The organism is Ruegeria sp. BG6, from assembly GCF_056538465.1.
In genome coordinates, this window is sequence record NZ_JBQFTB010000021.1 from 39,888 (window position 1) to 57,303 (window position 17,416).

The 17,416-nt window shown below is 55.8% G+C and carries 20 protein-coding genes; 16 read left to right on the top strand and 4 right to left on the bottom strand.

Going from position 1 to position 17,416, the window contains the following annotated elements:
- Window positions 1-105 precede the first annotated feature (105 nt).
- Genes ACR0JW_RS22620 through ACR0JW_RS22630 form a run of 3 tightly spaced genes read left to right on the top strand, consistent with a single transcriptional unit; the run spans window position 106 to window position 2,409 of the window.
- Entirely contained in the window at window positions 106-372 is a 267-nt protein-coding gene (locus ACR0JW_RS22620; protein ID WP_170614868.1) for a DUF3489 domain-containing protein, read from the top strand.
- Complete coding sequence (locus ACR0JW_RS22625) at window positions 362-772, top strand: DUF2924 domain-containing protein (protein ID WP_170614867.1); 411 nt, start codon at window positions 362-364, stop codon at window positions 770-772. Before ACR0JW_RS22620 ends, ACR0JW_RS22625 begins: the two co-directional genes overlap by 11 nt.
- Window positions 769-2,409: a recombinase family protein gene (locus ACR0JW_RS22630; RefSeq protein WP_170614866.1), complete on the top strand. Its 1,641-nt coding sequence runs from the start codon at window positions 769-771 to the stop codon at window positions 2,407-2,409. Before ACR0JW_RS22625 ends, ACR0JW_RS22630 begins: the two co-directional genes overlap by 4 nt.
- Window positions 2,410-2,729: 320 nt before the next feature.
- Here ACR0JW_RS22630 and ACR0JW_RS22635 read toward each other — a convergent pair whose 3' ends face one another.
- From ACR0JW_RS22635 to ACR0JW_RS22645, 3 genes are read right to left on the bottom strand one after another with little or no spacing between them, the layout of a single operon-like run.
- On the bottom strand, window positions 2,730-3,860 hold the full coding sequence (locus tag ACR0JW_RS22635; protein ID WP_480714498.1) for a site-specific integrase: 1,131 nt from the start codon (window positions 3,858-3,860) through the stop codon (window positions 2,730-2,732).
- A 1-nt stretch (window position 3,861) separates the two neighbouring features.
- Complete coding sequence (locus tag ACR0JW_RS22640) at window positions 3,862-4,359, bottom strand: hypothetical protein (RefSeq protein ID WP_480714499.1); 498 nt, start codon at window positions 4,357-4,359, stop codon at window positions 3,862-3,864.
- Window positions 4,359-4,910, bottom strand: a complete 552-nt coding sequence (locus tag ACR0JW_RS22645; RefSeq protein ID WP_480714500.1) for a hypothetical protein — start codon at window positions 4,908-4,910, stop codon at window positions 4,359-4,361. The genes ACR0JW_RS22640 and ACR0JW_RS22645 overlap by 1 nt, the downstream gene beginning before the upstream one ends.
- Window positions 4,911-5,038: 128 nt before the next feature.
- Between ACR0JW_RS22645 and ACR0JW_RS22650 the strand changes: the two genes are divergently transcribed.
- The 10 genes from ACR0JW_RS22650 to ACR0JW_RS22695 all read left to right on the top strand — a co-directional run bounded on the left by ACR0JW_RS22650 (window position 5,039) and on the right by ACR0JW_RS22695 (window position 11,270).
- Complete coding sequence (locus ACR0JW_RS22650) at window positions 5,039-5,224, top strand: MerR family transcriptional regulator (RefSeq protein WP_480714501.1); 186 nt, start codon at window positions 5,039-5,041, stop codon at window positions 5,222-5,224.
- Window positions 5,221-5,430, top strand: a complete 210-nt coding sequence (locus ACR0JW_RS22655; RefSeq protein WP_480714502.1) for a hypothetical protein — start codon at window positions 5,221-5,223, stop codon at window positions 5,428-5,430. The genes ACR0JW_RS22650 and ACR0JW_RS22655 overlap by 4 nt, the downstream gene beginning before the upstream one ends.
- Before the next feature lie 3 nt (window positions 5,431-5,433).
- The gene (locus ACR0JW_RS22660; protein ID WP_480714503.1) at window positions 5,434-5,814 is read left to right on the top strand and encodes a hypothetical protein; all 381 of its coding nucleotides are present in this window, start codon (window positions 5,434-5,436) and stop codon (window positions 5,812-5,814) included.
- Complete coding sequence (locus ACR0JW_RS22665) at window positions 5,811-5,990, top strand: hypothetical protein (protein WP_171091495.1); 180 nt, start codon at window positions 5,811-5,813, stop codon at window positions 5,988-5,990. The genes ACR0JW_RS22660 and ACR0JW_RS22665 overlap by 4 nt, the downstream gene beginning before the upstream one ends.
- A gap of 91 nt (window positions 5,991-6,081) precedes the next feature.
- The gene (locus ACR0JW_RS22670) at window positions 6,082-6,432 is read left to right on the top strand and encodes a hypothetical protein (RefSeq protein ID WP_480714504.1); all 351 of its coding nucleotides are present in this window, start codon (window positions 6,082-6,084) and stop codon (window positions 6,430-6,432) included.
- Complete coding sequence (locus tag ACR0JW_RS22675; RefSeq protein WP_480714505.1) at window positions 6,432-6,797, top strand: hypothetical protein; 366 nt, start codon at window positions 6,432-6,434, stop codon at window positions 6,795-6,797. The genes ACR0JW_RS22670 and ACR0JW_RS22675 overlap by 1 nt, the downstream gene beginning before the upstream one ends.
- Before the next feature lie 67 nt (window positions 6,798-6,864).
- A complete protein-coding gene (locus tag ACR0JW_RS22680) occupies window positions 6,865-9,579 on the top strand; it encodes a DNA primase family protein (RefSeq protein WP_480714506.1) in 2,715 nt (904 codons plus the stop codon).
- Between the two features lie 148 nt (window positions 9,580-9,727).
- Window positions 9,728-10,069, top strand: coding sequence for an HNH endonuclease (locus tag ACR0JW_RS22685; RefSeq protein ID WP_480714507.1), 342 nt, complete (start codon window positions 9,728-9,730; stop codon window positions 10,067-10,069).
- Window positions 10,070-10,423: 354 nt separating this feature from the next.
- The gene (locus ACR0JW_RS22690; protein WP_171091485.1) at window positions 10,424-10,918 is read left to right on the top strand and encodes a hypothetical protein; all 495 of its coding nucleotides are present in this window, start codon (window positions 10,424-10,426) and stop codon (window positions 10,916-10,918) included.
- 1 nt (window position 10,919) lies between these two features.
- The gene (locus ACR0JW_RS22695; RefSeq protein ID WP_480714508.1) at window positions 10,920-11,270 is read left to right on the top strand and encodes a hypothetical protein; all 351 of its coding nucleotides are present in this window, start codon (window positions 10,920-10,922) and stop codon (window positions 11,268-11,270) included.
- A gap of 161 nt (window positions 11,271-11,431) precedes the next feature.
- On the opposite strand, the gene ACR0JW_RS22700 is transcribed toward ACR0JW_RS22695, so the two are convergent.
- Window positions 11,432-12,235 carry an alpha/beta fold hydrolase gene (locus ACR0JW_RS22700; protein WP_480714509.1) on the bottom strand — a complete coding sequence of 268 codons (804 nt, stop codon included), beginning with the start codon at window positions 12,233-12,235 and terminating at the stop codon, window positions 11,432-11,434.
- 398 nt (window positions 12,236-12,633) lie between these two features.
- On the opposite strand from ACR0JW_RS22700, the gene ACR0JW_RS22705 reads away from it, so the two are divergent.
- From ACR0JW_RS22705 to ACR0JW_RS22715, 3 genes are all read left to right on the top strand, one after another.
- Window positions 12,634-13,950 carry an ABC transporter substrate-binding protein gene (locus tag ACR0JW_RS22705; RefSeq protein WP_480714510.1) on the top strand — a complete coding sequence of 439 codons (1,317 nt, stop codon included), beginning with the start codon at window positions 12,634-12,636 and terminating at the stop codon, window positions 13,948-13,950.
- 53 nt (window positions 13,951-14,003) lie between these two features.
- Window positions 14,004-16,037: an adenylate/guanylate cyclase domain-containing protein gene (locus ACR0JW_RS22710; protein WP_480714511.1), complete on the top strand. Its 2,034-nt coding sequence runs from the start codon at window positions 14,004-14,006 to the stop codon at window positions 16,035-16,037.
- Between the two features lie 319 nt (window positions 16,038-16,356).
- Window positions 16,357-17,283, top strand: coding sequence for a sulfotransferase domain-containing protein (locus ACR0JW_RS22715; RefSeq protein WP_480714512.1), 927 nt, complete (start codon window positions 16,357-16,359; stop codon window positions 17,281-17,283).
- Window positions 17,284-17,416: the final 133 nt, after the last annotated feature.

Genomic DNA, 17,416 nt, shown 5'->3' on the forward strand with positions numbered 1-17,416 from the left:
TGCGACGTACCCAATGTTGCGCCGCGCCTTTTCCGCCCGGGTCCCCGGGCTCTCCTCGGTAGTAGGGTCACTTTCAGCCTGCGTGAACCAAAAGGAGAAGGCCAAATGACACGATCGCCGAAACCCAAAACCAAGAAAGCGCTGCTCATTCAGATGCTCAGCCGCAAGGCCGGGGCAGATGTTGCCACGATCAGCGAAAAACTCGACTGGCAGATGCACACGACGCGGGCGGCGCTGACTGGGCTGCGCAAGGCGGGCTACGAGGTTTTGGGCGCGAAGCCAGATGAGGGCAAGCCCAAGCGCTATCGGATCTTGGCGATGCCCGCCCAAACTGGTGTGACTTCAACAGCCGAAAAGTCTGATGCCCGGTAAGCCGGATCCGGGTCGACCGCTGGCGATTGCCGCGTGGGAGGAGGCTTTTCGGTCTCCTCCACCGCCGTATTTGTCGGTGGCGTTCCTGCGCAAGGCAGTAGCTTATGACGCGCAGTGCCGCTCTTCGGGCGGTCTGCCGGCGGCGACACGGCGCAAGCTGCGACAAATCGCAGAAGGCAAGCCGATTGCCGTCACCACATGCGGCGACCTTCGATCCGGCGCGCACCTCGTGCGGGAATGGAACGGCCGAACCTATCAGGTCGAGGTGACCGAAGGCGGCTATCGAATGGATGGCAAGGACTGGCCGTCGCTCTCCGCGATTGCAAAGCATATCACCGGCACGACATGGTCAGGCCCACGGTTCTTTGGCCTTACCAGCAGGTCAGGAAGCAGCAGATGAAGAAGATCCGCTGCGCCATCTACACCCGCAAAAGCTCGGAAGACGGGTTGGAGCAGGAGTTCAACTCGCTCCATGCCCAGCGGGAGGCCTGTGCCTCCTATGTGGCCAGCCAGAAACATGAAGGCTGGGTGCTGGTACCGGACCAATATGATGATGGTGGGTTGTCTGGTGGATCACTGGACCGCCCTGCTTTGCAGCAGCTTTTAGCGGATATAGGCGATGAAAAAATCGACCAGATCGTCGTTTACAAGATCGATCGTCTGACACGGTCGCTGGCGGACTTCGCGAAGATCGTCGATATCCTGGATGCCACCGGTGCCTCCTTCGTCTCGGTCACGCAGTCGTTCAATACCGCGACCAGCATGGGACGTCTGACACTGAACATGCTGCTCAGCTTCGCCCAGTTCGAGCGCGAAGTGACGGCGGAGAGGATCCGGGACAAGATTGCTGCCTCAAAGCGTCGGGGGCTCTGGATGGGCGGGCAGGTGCCGATGGGGTATGATCCGGATGGCCGGACGCTGAAGATTAATGAACCTGAGGCCGAGACGATCCGGACGCTCTACGCGCTTTACGAACAACACGGGACGATCCGGCAGGTGAAGGAAAAGGCCGACGCTTTGTTACTGCGCACCCGGCGCAGATCACTGTCATCGGGCGAGACGCGCGGCGGCGGCGCTTTCGACCGCGGGCATATCCATCACGTTTTGACAAACCCGGTCTATGCCGGGCGCATCCGGCACAAAGATCAAGTGCATGACGGCCAGCACGACCCGATCATCGATCCCGACCGATGGGATGCGGTTCAGCTCAGGCTGCAAGGGATGGCCTCCCGGATACGCTTGAAAAAGACGCCGCGCCACGAGTCGCTACTTTGCGGGAAAATCTTTGATGAAACCGGAGACCGGCTGACGCCATCGCATTCTAAAACGAAGAAGGGCACCCGTTTGCGCTACTACGTCTCGCACCGGCTGATCGCGCGCAGCGGCGAGGAGAACCTCGATGGCTGGCGCTTGCCGGCGGACCAGCTTGAGGCACAGATCGGCACTCTTGCGCGCAGCCATCTTGCTAACCCTACATTTGCAGGGTGTCTCTGCCTACAGTCCGACGCCAGTGAGATCGCCTGCGTTCGAAGCAAACTGACGGAGCTGATCTCAGAGCCGGAGCGCAAAGACATCTTGCCGCTTGTAGAACGCATCGAGATTGCGCCGGGAAAGATTATGCTCAGGCTAGATATCAAAGGCGTAGCGGCGATGCTGGATACCAACGCTGATGCATTGGACGCAAACGCCCTGCGGATCGAAGCGCCGTTCCAGGTGCGAAAGCGGGGTGTCGAAACCAAGATCATTCTCGCTGATACGACCGCCGCAAGAGACGAGACGTTGATCCGAAACATCGCGCTTGCGCATCACTGGCTGGAGCGGATCAAGGCGGGCGAAACCTTCGGCGACATTGCAGAAGCCAGCAATATCTCCAAACGCCGCGTTCAGCACATGATCGATCTCGCCTTCCTCGCGCCGGATCTCGTGCGAAATGTACTGGAAGGCGAACAGCCCCTCGGCTTTACGTCCGACTGGTGCAAATCGCGAACCCTGCCATCAGACTGGCAGGACCAGCGCGCGCTTCTCGCGACTCTCTGATCCACCACATCCACACCTGCTACCGCGAAAATGCCGAACGCAGACTTTCGGAGATTTGCGGCGCTGCTCTGGCACGGTCCACGGTCTGCGCAATTGCGCCACGCCGCTAACCCGCGGATAACACGTGACTAATCAGAGCACACCTTGCGCGGTCTCGATATGGAGGAGTGGGTGGCTGGGGTGGTAGGATTCGAACCTACGATACACGGTACCAAAAACCGGTCCATTGTTCGCATGCAGTTGTTTATATTGCACAAAAATCAGCAGGTGCGGCACAAGTGTCCAATGCGCGTGGACACCATGGACACCAAACTGGACACCTACTTGCCCCGATTGTTGAGCCAATCGACCGCAGCATCCGCGTGCTGGGGCAGGGCGTGCGTGTATGTGTCCAAGGTCTGTTTGTTGCTGGCATGACCCATGCGTTCCGAGACGACCGCGACCGGCACCTGATGGGCCAGCATTTCCGACGCCATGCCGTGACGCCTGCTATAGCTGCCCGTCGTCAGGCCGTGCTTGTCCGCCATCCGTTTGATGACCTGACCCGCCTGTCGGACCGTCCAAAGCTGTGCGGTCTGCGACGGAAAGACCAGCCCGTCTTTCGGCCAGATGCCGCCCGTAGCGAGGTGCAGTTCTGCGTGGTGTGCCTTCAGTTTCCGCAGCGATGCGATGGTCCGCTGTGACAGCGCGACCCGGCGAACGGACACATCATTCTTCGGCGTTTCTTTGATCCGGTAATAGTTGGCACTGATGCGTTCCTGCGCCCGCCAAATGTCGATGACACCCGCATCCAGATCAACCGCATCCCACATCAGCGCGAGAACTTCACCCGGTCGTGCGCCACTGTCCGCGATGGTTTCGACATAGGTCGCGGCAATGGGTTTCCCGGCTGACCAAAAGTGATCGGCAAGGGTGTAGCTGTCATCCAGCGATGCGACCTTGGCCCGCTTCTTGGTGATCTTCGGGCGCGTGGCATCGATCCACGGTTCATCGGAAATCAGTTTCCACTTTCGTGCCTGCCGAAGCGCGGTGCGCAGAACGTCATAGAAGTGACGCCGCATGAAATCCGAAACGCCAGCGGTCACCATCTGGGCAACCATTCCGTCGATCACCTGCCCGGTCACTTTGTCCAACGGCTTGTCGCCAATGTATTCGAGAACCCGCGCGATCCGCTGTTCATTGGTCCTGGCTGTGGTGACGGACGTGTGCGCCCGCACGTGCGGCAACCACTTGTCGGTGATGAAACCCCGCAGCGTTGTCTTGCGGCCTTCTGTGGCCGTTGGTGCGGCCCGTTCGGTCGCTTCGATGCGGTTGGCTTCGGCCACGACTGCGCGTTTGCCACCGGACCCGGTGAACATCTTCGACCGTTTGGACCGCTTGCCCGTTACCGGGTCGGTGACGGTCCACCGCATGAGCCATTGGCCCGGTTTCTTTTCAATTGCTGTCGCCATGTCACGACTCCTTTCGTTTGGCACGTTTGGCCCGCATCCGTTCCCGGTTCTTCCGGCGACGTTCTTCGGCCTGTTCTGGTGTTTCGGACGCACGCACCCGGCGCATCCGCTTTGTGTTTGCGTCACGTTCGTGTGTGCGTTCGGTACTGGTCATTCCGGCACGGCGCAGACGTTGACGGGCCGCATCGTCCAGCGGGTTGCCCAAATGCCGGTCGATCATGGCAAAGCCCACACGGACAGCTTTGGGGCTGTAGCCGTGGTGATCCGCGACCATGAAGAAGCCTTTGACCAAGTGTCCCGCTTTGGGATCGTCCATCAGGTCAGCCACATCAGCGGCAATCAGGTCCGCGTGCGGTGCGAGTTGTTCCAGCAAATCCCAATGGACTTGTTTGCAATCCATGATCAGACCGGACCAGATCGCGTGACCGATCCCGGTCCGCAGGTTCTTCGCGGTTTCGGTGTTGTCGCCAGCGATGGCGATACCTTCTTCATTTGTCATCAGCCTGCATCCTTCTGGCGGGACACGGCCATCCGGCAACGTGTCGAACAATAGGTCTGGTTTGATTTCGTCATGACCATGTAGCGTCCGCAGTGCTGGCAATTGCCAACTTTGCGGCCCGCCATCAGGTCGGAATAGGCGGTGCTTTCGAGATACGCGGCCAGTGTCTTGGCCCGCACGCCGATCCCGGTTTCCACATCCACGACCAGCCGACCGGCGTCCCGGTGATCTTCGACCGCCTGACGCAGCGCAGCGGGGTCCATGGCCCGCAAACGGTCTAAGACGCCCTGCCACTCACTTGCCGGTTCACTGGTCCCTTGTGCGTCACCACAGGGGCCGAACGCGTTGAAAGCGGCATAGTCCGACAGGCCGATCACTGCGGCCCATGCGTCGGGCATTCTCAATTCATATTCGTGGCGATCTTTCGAGCCAGGAAACTGGATCGACGCGGCAGCCGGGAACACATGCCCGTCAGGAATCACCCCCGCATCTGCAACGAACGAAACCGCCCCCCCTTTGAGCGGTCGCCATCTGGTGTCCAAAGAAATCATTCCGCTTCTCCGCATTAAGCGCACGTAGCGCACAGAGTGGTTATAGGTATGTAAATAACATATTGCAAGAAAATGAATCACATTGTTACGTTAGAATCTGTAACGATCAACCAAGAGGGTAAAGACAAATGCAGAAGATGTTTCTGTCCGTTGCAGAATTTTCCGAAATCATGGGTCAGTCCGACAGCATGACCCGCAAGCAGGTGAAGAACGGTAACATTCGTTTCATGCGTTCGGGTGACCGCATCCTGATCCCGCACGATGAGCCCCAGCGCATCTATGACCGCGCGTTCGGGCCGGGGGATGCCGCGTGATGCGGATCGACCGGGCCACCGCATGGGAAAAGATCGACGCGTGGCAAACCTGCCTGTTTGAAGCAGTGGCGGAACAACCCGCCCGCCGCGTTTCGATCTATTCCGCCGCAATCGACACCCTTTCGACACTGCTGATCGGGGGTGATGCGGTTCTGGAACTGGACGAAGACGACACCGAAACCATCAACCAAGTAGAAGGAAACTGACACATGAAAATTCGTTATTGCGACTGCGTTATGAAGGGCGGATGCCCGCGAGACGTTATTGTCGAACGCCCGTTCGACTTCGACCCGAACGCACACACGACAGCCGAAAGTGCCGCCCACGCTTTCCATGCCGCTTTGGTCAAGTTGATCCAAGAGGCCAAACCTTATGACCCTTGGTTCGGCCAAGACCCGGCGCGAGAAGTTGCGATCTGGTCACCGGGCGAACGCGAAGACATGACCGAAGCCCCGACCGCATGGGGTGTCATCTGGGAAAGCGGACCGTATCGTTGGTCTTTCTGTTCCGAGAACGAGCCGACGGCTTACCGAATGGGATGGGGTGATTGGCCGTGGGTTCGGACCTTTGCTGACCGGGTGGCAGCATGAGCCCTGAACAGATCGATGCCATCGGCCAACAACTTCACGACGCGATTGAAGGCGCGAAGAAGGTTGCCGACGAAACCGGCTACCCGCGATTGATCCTGCATCTGGAAATGATCGATGAAATCATTGGACCGATCCAAAGCGCACTTACCGATCTGGTCGAAGGCGAAACCCACTAAAGCGAACACCCGACCACATGGGCCGGGTGCTGATTGAAACCGGGTTGTCAGTTTTTGCCGACGGGCAACCCACCATCATCATGAGTATGAAATGAGTAATACACAAACCCGCCGCCGCCAGCAAGATTTCCAAGCCGGGGATCGCAAGTTCTTCCAACGCCACCCGGATCGACAATTCCGCCTGCGTCGTATGAGCCAGGACGAAATGGCCGTCGTGTTGCACGATGACGCCCCGAAACCGGCCGAGGGGAATGTCTGGGTGGTCGTTGTCCAGAATGTCGCGCCCGGTATGCGCACTTATCAGTCGTTCCAGATGATGAAGAAGGCGTCTGTGTTCTGCCACATGTGGGATGATTTCCACTGCGGATTTGCCGTGCATCAGGGCTGGTTGATGTGTCCCGATGTGGTCGCGCAGGCCATGACGAACCGGGGGATGTGCTGATGATTGAGTTTGACCGGTACCAAGTCCGCGAACGCACACACGGCAAGACGGTCGTTTGCGCACGGGAACTGTATGACCAGATGGGCTACCCGGCTGATGAATGGAACATGTCGGTCAGTCAGAGCCTGACCCGCATTTTGAAAGACCTTGGCTTCACGGTGGTGCGCAAGACGGATCGACCGGCTTATGGCGGCTTCTATGAGTACGCCAAGCCGATGCCGGAACCAGAGCCCGTGCCACCACGGCCACCATCGACCCAATCAATCCCGATGGACCCCAAGCTACTGATGCTGGCCGCAACGATCCGCGACCATTTCGGTGGCGGTGAACTGGCGGCTGAAGTTCTGCGGCAAACGCTCAAATAAAACGACCCGGTCACCGCATGGGGCAGGACCGGGCCAACTGAAACCCTTCGATGAAGGACAACTAAAGATGCCCAACGATACCACAGGATTCGCCCTGACCCTAGTCACCAAAGACGAAGGCATCATGTCGAAGTCGATCTATTTGAACGGCAGCGGGAAGCCGCACAACGACAGCAAACAATGCGCCTTGGAAACCGGCACAGCACAGACCATTCAATTGCCGACACTGACCCATCTGGCAGACCTATTAAACACGATGCCATCCAACCAGTGCATCACCTTGGGGATTATCTCGAATGACCCGTCAGGCGACACGCTATGGCCACTTGTGACCAAAGCGGTTGCACGGACCATGCCACCCGGCACGCACATCACCCGGTCACAAGATCACATAGGATACCGCGAAGGTTTGCCGGGTCTGATGCTGATCGACTTCGACCAGAAAGGAATGCCGGACCGAGTGCGCCAAAAGCTGCAATCAGTGCGGGCGGTTGATGCAATTTTAGGCCATATTCCGGGCGCGTCCCAAGTCGGTCACGTGTTCCGCAACAGCACGTCGTCAGGATTGCGCAACATCCAGACCGGCGAAACCTACCCGCACAATGGGGGCTTTCATTTGTATCTGCCCGTTGCGGACAGCGCAGACATAGACAGAGCGTTGAAAGTCCTTCACCAGCACATGTTCCTGGCTGGGTTCGGTTGGCATTGGGTCGCCAGTCGGGGTGCGTTGATGGAACGGTCTTTGGTGGACCGTTCCGTCGGAACACCGGAACGCCCGATCTTTGAAGGTGCGCCATTTGTGGCTGAACCCTTGGTGCAGGACGCAGCCAGCCGTGCTGCTGTCGTTTCACCGGGGGTGGGGGTGCTGGATACACGGATCGCGTTGCCCGACCTGACACCGGAAGAACAAGCGCAATTCGACAATCTGGTCCGACAATCGAAGGCGGAAGTGAGCGATGAAGCGCAAGCCGTTCGCAACACTTTTGCACAAGATGAAGCGCAACGTACCGGCAAGTCGATTGAGACGATCCGCAACGAATTGGCCATGGCTGACAAGGGTGTCTTGGCTGTCGATCACGTTCTGAAGTTCGATGATCCTGAGATTGGGCTAAAGACGGTCGGTGAAGTGATGCGTGATCTGATTTTTTATCACGACAAGTCACTGGCCGATCCGACGGACCCGGATGACGGTCGCGGTAAGGCGATGGTTTTCAATTCCGGTTTGATCAACTCTTACGCCCATGGTGGTGCTGTCTACAAAATGACACCACCGCCTGACGTGATCGGTTCCATGATGCAGGCCGCAGGCGGGCCGGAATTTGGACAGATGCCACCGGGCGTCGTCCCGGTCGAAATCAACCCGGTCGTGGACAAGGTGGCCGAACTGATTTCGGGCAGTCAGGTGGACATGGCTTACCGCACTGTCATCAACCCCCATGATCTGGAACAAACAGCGCGTCTGATCGTTGCCGGGTACTTCACGGTCAATGACCGGCGCACATTGACCCACTGGCGGGGCGACTTCTATCGGTGGATCGGCACGCATTGGGAAGTGATGGCCGAAGATGACATTAAAGACGTGCTGTTCCACTTCTTCAGCAAGATCGTTTGTTACGAGAAAGAGATGCAGGACGGGATCACACGCCACAAAGTCAGCCCGACCAAAGTGCTGGTGTCGAACTATGTCGCGGCACTGCGGGCGGTCACGAAGCGATCCGCAGCCATTGAACCGGGATGGAACAAACCAGAGCCAGGAACATGGCGATCCGTTCAGAATGGCATCCTTGATCTGGACACCGGCAAGCTGGTGGCGCACACGCCTGACTTCTTCAATCACACATGGATCGACGCTGACTGGCAGGCCGATGCGGTCTGGATCGGGACACGGGCCGAAGCGTTCTTTAACGAAGCGTTGGACACGCCCGATCAGATCGGGTCGATGCAGGAGATTTACGGATACTTGCTGTCCGGTGCGACGTGGCTTCAGAAGGGGTTCATGTTCGTTGGCGAGAAACGAACCGGCAAAGGTACCAACATCAAGTTGCTGAAGGCACTGGAAGGCAATCTGGTCTATTCGATCCGGTCCAGCTTGTTGGCCAATCAGTTCGTCATGGAAGGCGCGGTGGGCAAAAGCCTGATGGTGGTACCCGACGTGCGCTTGAGCAAGGACTCGGACTTCAGTGCCATTGGTGAATTGATCCTGACCGTGACCGGTGAAGACGATGTGGACGTGCAGCGCAAGAACAAGCCCGTGTGGACCGGCAAGACGACCGTGCGCCTGATCCTTATGTCCAACAGCATTCCGTTGCTGCGCGATCCTGACGGTGTGCTGGCCAGCCGGTTCATCTATCTGACCTTCCCCAATTCGTTCTATGGGCGGGAAGACCCGGAACTATTCGACGCGTTACTGGCCGAACGGTCCGCGATCCTGCGTTGGGCTGTAGAAGGCTGGCAGCGTGTTCGTAGCCAGAAGCGTTTCACCGTGACAGAAATCAACGCTCAGATGCAGGCCGACGCGGAAATGAGGATGAACCCAGTTGGTCAATTCGTTGAAGAACGATTGGTCGTGACCGGTGATCAGGAAGACTTCATGAGCAGTGAAATGTTGTTCGGTGTGTTCAAAGCGTACATCGATGGGCGGGATGTTGGTGATTGGACACAGGACGGTTTTATAAAAACACTGAAAACCAAACCGCTGAAAATTACCTCTGGTAAAAATAAAACACAAACACAGCGCGGTTTTCGCGGCGTAAAATTAAAAATACTGCCGATACCGTCCTGAATAGGACACCTAGGACACCTTTCTGAAATTACTACGCGTAAGGAAAAAAGAGTCCCTTATATACCCCGGTGACCAATAAGTTTCCGAAACGTGTCCTAGGTGTCCTGCCGATCAATCACCAAATCATCTAGCTGGAAATCTATAAGCAATGGCACAGAAGAAGACGCACCCGTTCTATTCATCACCAAAGTGGAAGAAGCTACGGACGTTGGCGAAACGTCGTGACAATTACAGATGTACGAACTGCGGTGCCGACGTTCGGCGTTCTGGTGCTGCAATAGTGGATCACGTCAAACCACGCGACCAGTTCCCTGACCTTGCCCTATGGCTACCTAACCTTCGGACACTGTGCCGGTCATGTGACAACGCACGGCACCGGGAAAAGGGTAGGCGTCGGGATACGCCACTGATCGGACCTGATGGATTTCCTGTTGGCAGTGAATGGTCAACGGTCTGCAACGGCAACGATGATGACAACAACGACACGTGAAGATCGTTCTTTGATTGATTGTGATTTTGAGCACATCCGTGCTCACCCCACCACCAACATCCATCCCCATCACCATCTTCACACAACGCAACGATGATGACTGATCACTGATCGTCAACGGATCAATGACGGATCGCTGATGGTCGGTCGCGTGATCAAGCTGGGGCGGGGTAGTCGGAAACAAAGTTAGGGAGTGCGTCACCGGCGTGGGTCCAAAACTTTACATGCCAATTTCAGATTTGACCGGGGTTCACGCAAAAATCTTGCAACGAATGGCAATTTGACGCCACAATGCTACCGTCTAAACACACCGATTCAGGATGATTTACGCGCAATCAGACAGGATTTGCACGAATGCCCCGTAAACAGCACAAAACACGCAATGACAGCCTGACCGGCTTACGACAGGCCGCACAGGCCGATGAACCCGCCAGCGTGGCCGTGCCGGATGTGGCCGGATTGGAAGTGTTGAACGATCTGGGCAAACAGACCTTTGCCGACCTGTACCGATCCGCACCGGACAAATGGACGACAGCCGATCTGAATATGATCATGGAACTGGCGTTCGTGACACAGCAGATGGCCGACAACCGCATCTTGTGCATGATGACACCCGCCATCGTCACGCACGTGAACGGATCGTCAGGTCGAAGCCCGATCCATGCACATCAGCAGGAACTAAGCCGACAGATGCAAGCACTGGCCCGCGATCTGGGATTGCGCACCAAGGATGGCATCGCCTTGGCGGCATCTGCGACCAAAGCACCATCGACCGCAGAACCAGAGCCAGGGGGTGAAAACGTCACCAGCTTTGAAGCGTTCCTGAACGACGCGATCAACAGGGGGTAATGTGGTTCATTTACCATCGGACATTACCGAAACAGAAATGGTTCGCGCCAATGGGGGCAAGCCGCTCGAATGGCCGAACGACCCGCTTCACCGGATCGCGTACACACTTTGGCTAAGGAACAACCTGAAAGCCTTCGTTGATCAGGACCGGCTGAACCAAGCGTTCATGATCGGCAGTCACGGCAACCCCGATACCGCCCATAAGGTTCACACTGCACTGCGCACGCTGGCCAAGATCAACGGCTATCACCGATACCACAACTGGCCGACCGGTCTGGAAGGCATCATCAAACTGATCAAGACGGACCCGGATGAATGGCCCGCAACGCCCAAACAGTACGGGTTGATCTGATGACCAAGCGCAAACGTGAGAGACAAGCCAATGCGAAGACATCACCTAAACCACATCAGCGCGGATGGCCGCTCAGAGCGGCGAACCGGTCATCCGACGAAAAGCCTCAGATGACGGCAGTGAGCCCAAAGCGGCCGTCTAGTTCTTGATCAGAAGACGACCTAGATTGCCTTTAGGATCGCCTCGGCCATGCTCTGAGGATTTATGACCATTACGTTGTGATGACCGTCCACCTCGGCGGTATCGAAACGATTATCCTTGGAGGACCGTTCGTGAAACTCTTTGAAAACATGATTGCCGTTCTTCATACAGCGCATGTAGGTCAAGCGACGCTCACCCTGAAATGGGTCACCCTCAACTTTCTCGAGGAAGCAGTTCGGAGACATTGGACGCAGACGAGGCTCAGCGTGATCTGCTGCCGGGCCGGTCATTCCCCAAATCTCTGCCCAGGTGTCACGTGGCCGAGCCGGAACGTACTCGCCAGATGACAACGATTGAAGCATTCCATCACGCACCTCTTGGCTCTGATAATCCGAAACTGCTTCACCCTCTCCAAGCCTGAAGGCGTCAAGATAGATGCCGTGAGAAATCCGCTCTTCAGTGTCCTTTGCTAGTACCTGTGAGAGCGCTCCGCCACCGTATGAGTGGGCGACAACGACGGCGTCTTGGATGTCGAAGAAGAAAAGATGGTTCAGAATATCCTGACCGTGAGTGTGCAATCCTATCTCGAGAGACTGCAAATGCGCAGTTGTACCCATGCCGGACAGGTCGAGGGCTGACACGTTGAGCCCCCTTTGAGCGAGAAGCGGGATCGTCTCTTTCCAAGCCCACGCACCGTGCCATGCTCCGTGAACCAGAACGACGTGTTTTTTGCTCACGCTGGCTTTCGCGCTCGTAAGATAGAACGGCGCACTGAGCATCACTGTCGCTCCAGCGAGCACCGTCCGACGTGTTGTCGCCTTCATGATGGCAGTTCTCCCAATTGGCATGTTCCTAATGTATGGCACAGTTTTAGGGCTCGTCATTTAGCGCATCCGCGTTTCCGCATCGTCAGCATAGTGGCCAATCCACATGTTCAGAGCAGGTCTGTAACCAAGAGCAGCTTTGTCCGCAGGGTGGTCACTGATGCTCTACGCAGCGAACGACTCCATCGAGCCCAATGCAGACATGCTTTGCGGGTGAAGTTCCTGGTTAGGCGGTGTCGGTTCTCAAGCCTCGGACATGGGTTTGGATAGACAACGCGGCGGACGCTGCGTTAGAAATCAGAAAGCTCATTGAATGGCTAGTGCGAACGGGCAAAGTCGATATCCGACGTTCGCTGAACCAATAGCTCGGATGCTTCGACAGATAGGTCTAGGCAATATTGAAGAACAGACGGGAAATTCTGTCAGGTATAGGTGTTTGTTGGAGTGCAGGTCTTGCTGCTCCTTTGTTTTTGTCTTCAAAGGCGAATGCATCGCAGAAAGTGCTGCGTATCATGCGCTGGAAGAACTTCGTTCCGGCATATGAATCCTGGTTCAATGACGAGTTCGTAAAAAAATGGTCTCGTGAGAACGATACAGAAGTCGTCGTATCAAACGTGGGCCTTGGCGAAATCGGGCGGCTTGCGCAGCAGGAAGCGAAAGCTGGAGAGGGGCACGATCTGGTGCTCTTTCTGTCTCCACGGCCATCGCTGGAAGATTATACGATCGATCACAAAGACATTCACATCGAATGCGAAAGGCGATTTGGTAAAGCATACGATTTTGTGCGGCAAAGCGTTTTCAATCCGCGCACAGGCCGACACCATGGCTTTGCCGAAAGCTATGCACCGACAGTTGTCACATATCGCAGCGACATCTGGAACGCGGTAGGAACCGTTCCTGACGACTGGGATAAGATTAGAAATGCGGGCCGTGCTGCAAAACTTCTGCACGAAGCGCCGATAGGGCTTAGCCTCGCACCTGAACATAATGCAGACCACAGCCTTCGGGCACTGATGGCGGCTTTCGGATCGTTTGTTCAAAATGAGGGCGGGCGTCCCGCACTGGTCTCCCCAAATACCCTCGAGGCTCTGAAGTTCGGGAAATCTCTTTACGAAGAAACGATGTCTCCGGAAGTCCTCAACTGGACATCCGCATCCAATAATCAGGCGATGTTGTCCGGCGCCGCGAGCCTGACAATCGACACCATGTCCATCCTGCGCGCGGCAGAAGCAAAACGCCTGACTGCAGAGCCTTTTCTAACGTTAGCAAAACTCCCCGACGGACCTGCAGGACGCGGTGGCCCGGCCTTTGCCACGAATACGTTCGTCATCTGGCGCTTCGCTCGCAACATCGAAGGCGCGAAAAAATTTCTGCTGGACTACATCGGGTCATTTAGAGATGGATTGCTCAGAAGCGGGTTCCAGAACATGCCGGCTTTTCCGGGCGCAGTGTCCGACCTCGACGAGCTGATAAGCCCCCTTTCCGCAGCGAGCGGACGCTACGATGTTCTTTCTCACGTGCCGGACACCCTTACGAACCTTGGGTTCCCCGGCCATTCCAATGCCGCGACTGATGAAGTTGTGAGCCGCCGTATCATCCCTGAAATGTTTGCCCGAGTCGCGAAAGGAACCGCCACCCCACAGGAGGCAATGGATCTGGCCGGAGCAGCGATTGGTTCCGTTTTCGACAGATGGCGAGAATTGGGTAAAATATAGCCAGATCACAGAAGGTTGGGTTCATGCGCATTCGGAACAAGCTGCTTTTTGCTATGACCGTTCCGATCGGCCTTCTGGTTTTACAGATCCTGCTTGTGAACGTGTTCATTCGCGAACTGCAGACCGCGGTGAACTTCATCTCGTCTGCACATGAGACCATCGAAAACAGTTTTGCCGCGGGAGATTTAGTGACCGATCTGCGCGCAGAAGCAAAACAACTGCCTGTTTCGTTTATGACAGAAAGCGCAGTTCAGGATGACGATGTCCAACCATTCAGGGCCGGCTTCGAACTATTGGAAGCACGCATTGCAGCTATTATCATGATCACCGAAGGCCAGCGCACTATGGGGGCCGAGGCAGCCGTTCAAGAAGCTTTTGATCGTGTCAGGGTCGAACTTGAGGCGACAGAAGACTCGCTCTCAGTGGATGCGGCGGACATGGATACTCTGTTGGAACGTGCGATATTTCTGGATGCTGCACTTGTTTCACTATCTGACGCGTTAGAGGCGCTTACCCGCGATTTGCGCGCGGAGTTGCAAAGTGCCGTAAATCACGAACGGGAAATCCACAATCGCCCGATCTTTGCAGGTATCGCCATCGGTGCTCTTACTGTGATTATGCTGCTGTTTTTCACTTGGCTCGTTGTTGATCGGCATTTTGTCAAACGTTTGAGCAGTCTGAGCCAGTCGATGCTGGCCATCGCCGGCGGTGATCTTCGTGCCTATGTGCCTGAACCTGCGTCCAGAGACGAAATCGCTGAAATGGCGAAAGCACTGGTTGTGTTCAGAGACACCGCGGTGGAGGTAGAGGAAAACAACCTGCGCCAGGTGGCCGAGGCGCGGCAACGGCTGATCGATGCCATCGAAAGCATTGAAGAAGGGTTTTCGCTCTACGACAGCGAGGATCGTCTCGTCCTGTCCAACCGGCGCTATCAGGATCTCGTTCAACCAGACACGAATGAGGCACTCAAATCAGGAGCCAAGTTCATAGATGTCATCAAAGCAACCGCGCGGTCTGGTCAGATTATTGACGCGACAGATCGCGAGGAAGAATGGATCAATGACAGGCTCCGCCGTCACAGCAACCCGGCGGGTCCTTTTATTCAACGTCACAAGCCGGATCGATGGATAGAAGTGACTGAACACAAAACCAGCGATGGCGGAACAGTTGCGATTTACGCAGACATTACGGTGCAAAAACGATCCGAACTGGCCCTACTTGAAGCCAAACAGCGCGCTGAGGAAGCAACCGAAATGGTGTCCCAAAAAAACGCGATGCTGGAAGGATTGTCCGCGCAGCTGTCCAAGTATCTTTCGCCACAGATTTATTCTTCGATTTTCAGTGGTCAGCAAACAGTGGAAATCGCTAGTAAACGTAAAAAATTGTCCGTGTTGTTTGCCGACATCGTCGGCTTTACTGAAACTGCTGACACTCTGGAATCGGAAGAACTCACCAATCTGCTCAACAATTACCTTACGGAAATGTCGCAGATCGCGCTCCGAAACGGAGCCACAATCGACAAATACATCGGTGACGAGATCATGATGTTTTTTGGTGACCCGGAAACGCGTGGCGTTCGTGACGACGCTGTTGCCTGTGTGCGCACGGCCGTAGAGATGCAGGTGCGGGGAAAAGAGCTGGAACAAAAGTGGAGAGATCTTGGGATCGAGAAGCCTTTTCGGATGCGGATTGGTATCAACACCGGGTATTGCACAGTAGGGAATTTCGGCAGCGAAGACCGAATGGACTACACGATCATAGGAAACGAAGTGAACCTTGCCGCACGGCTTCAGACGCTGGCCGAGCCTGATAGAATTGCGATTGCGCACGAGACATTTTCCCTCGTTCGCGACCAGTTCCATGCGACAGAAGCGGAACCGAGGAGTGTCAAAGGTTTTGACAAACCAGTGCGAAACTACCTGGTCGATCTGCCTGACGATGATGATGCTATCGCTGCGTCAACGCACACGATTTCCCGTCATGGTCTGAGTGTCACCCTGGAAGCGACGAAGATGTCGCCCGACGACCGCGCTCAGGCTGCAAAAGAAATAGAGCATCTTCTTACACTATTGGGCAGGAAGGAATGACCAGCCCCGGCACACCTTCGGCGAACTACAATTCAAGTGAAGAAAAAAACGAAAACGCGCGCAATTGAATGTCGGTTTTGTCCGCACAGCGGTCATTGATGCATTACGCGGCAAAAGACTGCTTTGAGCCCGCTCCGGTACTTTCATTTTTAAAGCTGGTTGGCACGAATAAAAGCTGTTCGTCCCCCGTCTTGTTTGGGCCATCGCGCATGGATCTGAGTGGTCCTAGTGCACGGGATTTGGAAAAGTCCGCTCTTGCGGGGTAAGTTGGTGGTTTAGTCCTCTCGACCGAAGGGAGGCCAATGAGAGGTCAATCATAATGAACGACGTCCCAGAAGACGGCGCCCCACCTTCAGGGCCACCTTGGATAGCCCCGGAAATTCAACAAAAGATCGCTTGGAGGGACGGTGATGTAGTGATTTCTGTTCCAATTAAAAGCGGGACAACCTGGACAATGAACATCGTTCATCAGTTGTTAACGGGCGGGACTGATGATTTTCGAGACGTCTACGAAGAGGTGCCTTGGATTGAGTTTTTGGCCTTCCCAGGGCAGCCCCAAGAAGCCGTGGTTGAACGGGTAACAGCCATGCCAACCAACACGCGCCGCGCTTTCAAGACGCATTCGCCGCCACCTGCGGTGCCGTTTCAGAGCGTCGGGTCGGGCACCGACGTCAAATATGTCGTAATCATGCGAAATCCGGAGGAGGCCCTCGTTTCATTCAGGCCATTCCTGAACAAGCACTCGGACGCATGGTATGAACTCTGGGGCGTGCCAAGAGAAGCCCTTTGTCGACCCGACTTTCCAACCTTCTATTCTGATGTGATTGACGCCAACGGTATGCAAGGCGCGATCTTTGGCTTTCTCGCCGCGTGGTGGCCGCTCCGGAATGAACCAAACGTTTTGTTCCGGCACTTCTCTGACATGAAGAGTGACCACCAAGGATCAATCCGAAAGATTGCCGAATTCATCGGTGAAGAGCTGACCGAAGAACAATGGGCTAATGTGCTGGAGTTTACATCCTTCCCATGGATGAAAGCGAATGAGGGAAAGTTTGAAGGGCGTACGGCCTCAGAGATCCCAATCCTTAATTCCGGAGCCATGATCCGCAAGGGCGCCGTTGGCGAGGCAAGAATGGATGGAATGACGGAGGAGATTTCCCGGCACCTGCGCGAAGTTGGTGGCCAGATTTGCCCTGAGCCCGCCGCCATCAAATGGGTTTACGAGGGAGGCACTTTACCCAATTAAGTCGCACATGTGCGGCGAAGCAAATACGGAAGAACTGGCAAGACTAAGGACCAATGGGCAGGTTTCTGACAGTCTGCTTTGTCCGGAAGTTTAACGTTAGGCTCTAGTGCTGAGAGTATCCTAAGTTTTTTAG

Bases quoted from the DNA above. Each gene is read 5' to 3' on its own strand.
- ACR0JW_RS22675 (WP_480714505.1), top strand. From the start codon at position 6,432: ATGATTGAGTTTGACCGGTACCAAGTCCGCGAACGCACACACGGCAAG.
- ACR0JW_RS22715 (WP_480714512.1), top strand. From the start codon at position 16,357: ATGAACGACGTCCCAGAAGACGGCGCCCCACCTTCAGGGCCACCTTGG.
- ACR0JW_RS22710 (WP_480714511.1), top strand. From the start codon at position 14,004: ATGACCGTTCCGATCGGCCTTCTGGTTTTACAGATCCTGCTTGTGAAC.
- ACR0JW_RS22700 (WP_480714509.1), bottom strand. From the start codon at position 12,235: ATGAAGGCGACAACACGTCGGACGGTGCTCGCTGGAGCGACAGTGATG.
- ACR0JW_RS22640 (WP_480714499.1), bottom strand. From the start codon at position 4,359: ATGACAAATGAAGAAGGTATCGCCATCGCTGGCGACAACACCGAAACC.
- ACR0JW_RS22665 (WP_171091495.1), top strand. From the start codon at position 5,811: ATGAGCCCTGAACAGATCGATGCCATCGGCCAACAACTTCACGACGCG.
- ACR0JW_RS22690 (WP_171091485.1), top strand. From the start codon at position 10,424: ATGCCCCGTAAACAGCACAAAACACGCAATGACAGCCTGACCGGCTTA.
- ACR0JW_RS22650 (WP_480714501.1), top strand. From the start codon at position 5,039: ATGCAGAAGATGTTTCTGTCCGTTGCAGAATTTTCCGAAATCATGGGT.
- ACR0JW_RS22680 (WP_480714506.1), top strand. From the start codon at position 6,865: ATGCCCAACGATACCACAGGATTCGCCCTGACCCTAGTCACCAAAGAC.
- ACR0JW_RS22630 (WP_170614866.1), top strand. From the start codon at position 769: ATGAAGAAGATCCGCTGCGCCATCTACACCCGCAAAAGCTCGGAAGAC.
- ACR0JW_RS22670 (WP_480714504.1), top strand. From the start codon at position 6,082: ATGAGTAATACACAAACCCGCCGCCGCCAGCAAGATTTCCAAGCCGGG.
- ACR0JW_RS22645 (WP_480714500.1), bottom strand. From the start codon at position 4,910: ATGATTTCTTTGGACACCAGATGGCGACCGCTCAAAGGGGGGGCGGTT.
- ACR0JW_RS22625 (WP_170614867.1), top strand. From the start codon at position 362: ATGCCCGGTAAGCCGGATCCGGGTCGACCGCTGGCGATTGCCGCGTGG.
- ACR0JW_RS22660 (WP_480714503.1), top strand. From the start codon at position 5,434: ATGAAAATTCGTTATTGCGACTGCGTTATGAAGGGCGGATGCCCGCGA.
- ACR0JW_RS22635 (WP_480714498.1), bottom strand. From the start codon at position 3,860: ATGGCGACAGCAATTGAAAAGAAACCGGGCCAATGGCTCATGCGGTGG.
- ACR0JW_RS22685 (WP_480714507.1), top strand. From the start codon at position 9,728: ATGGCACAGAAGAAGACGCACCCGTTCTATTCATCACCAAAGTGGAAG.
- ACR0JW_RS22620 (WP_170614868.1), top strand. From the start codon at position 106: ATGACACGATCGCCGAAACCCAAAACCAAGAAAGCGCTGCTCATTCAG.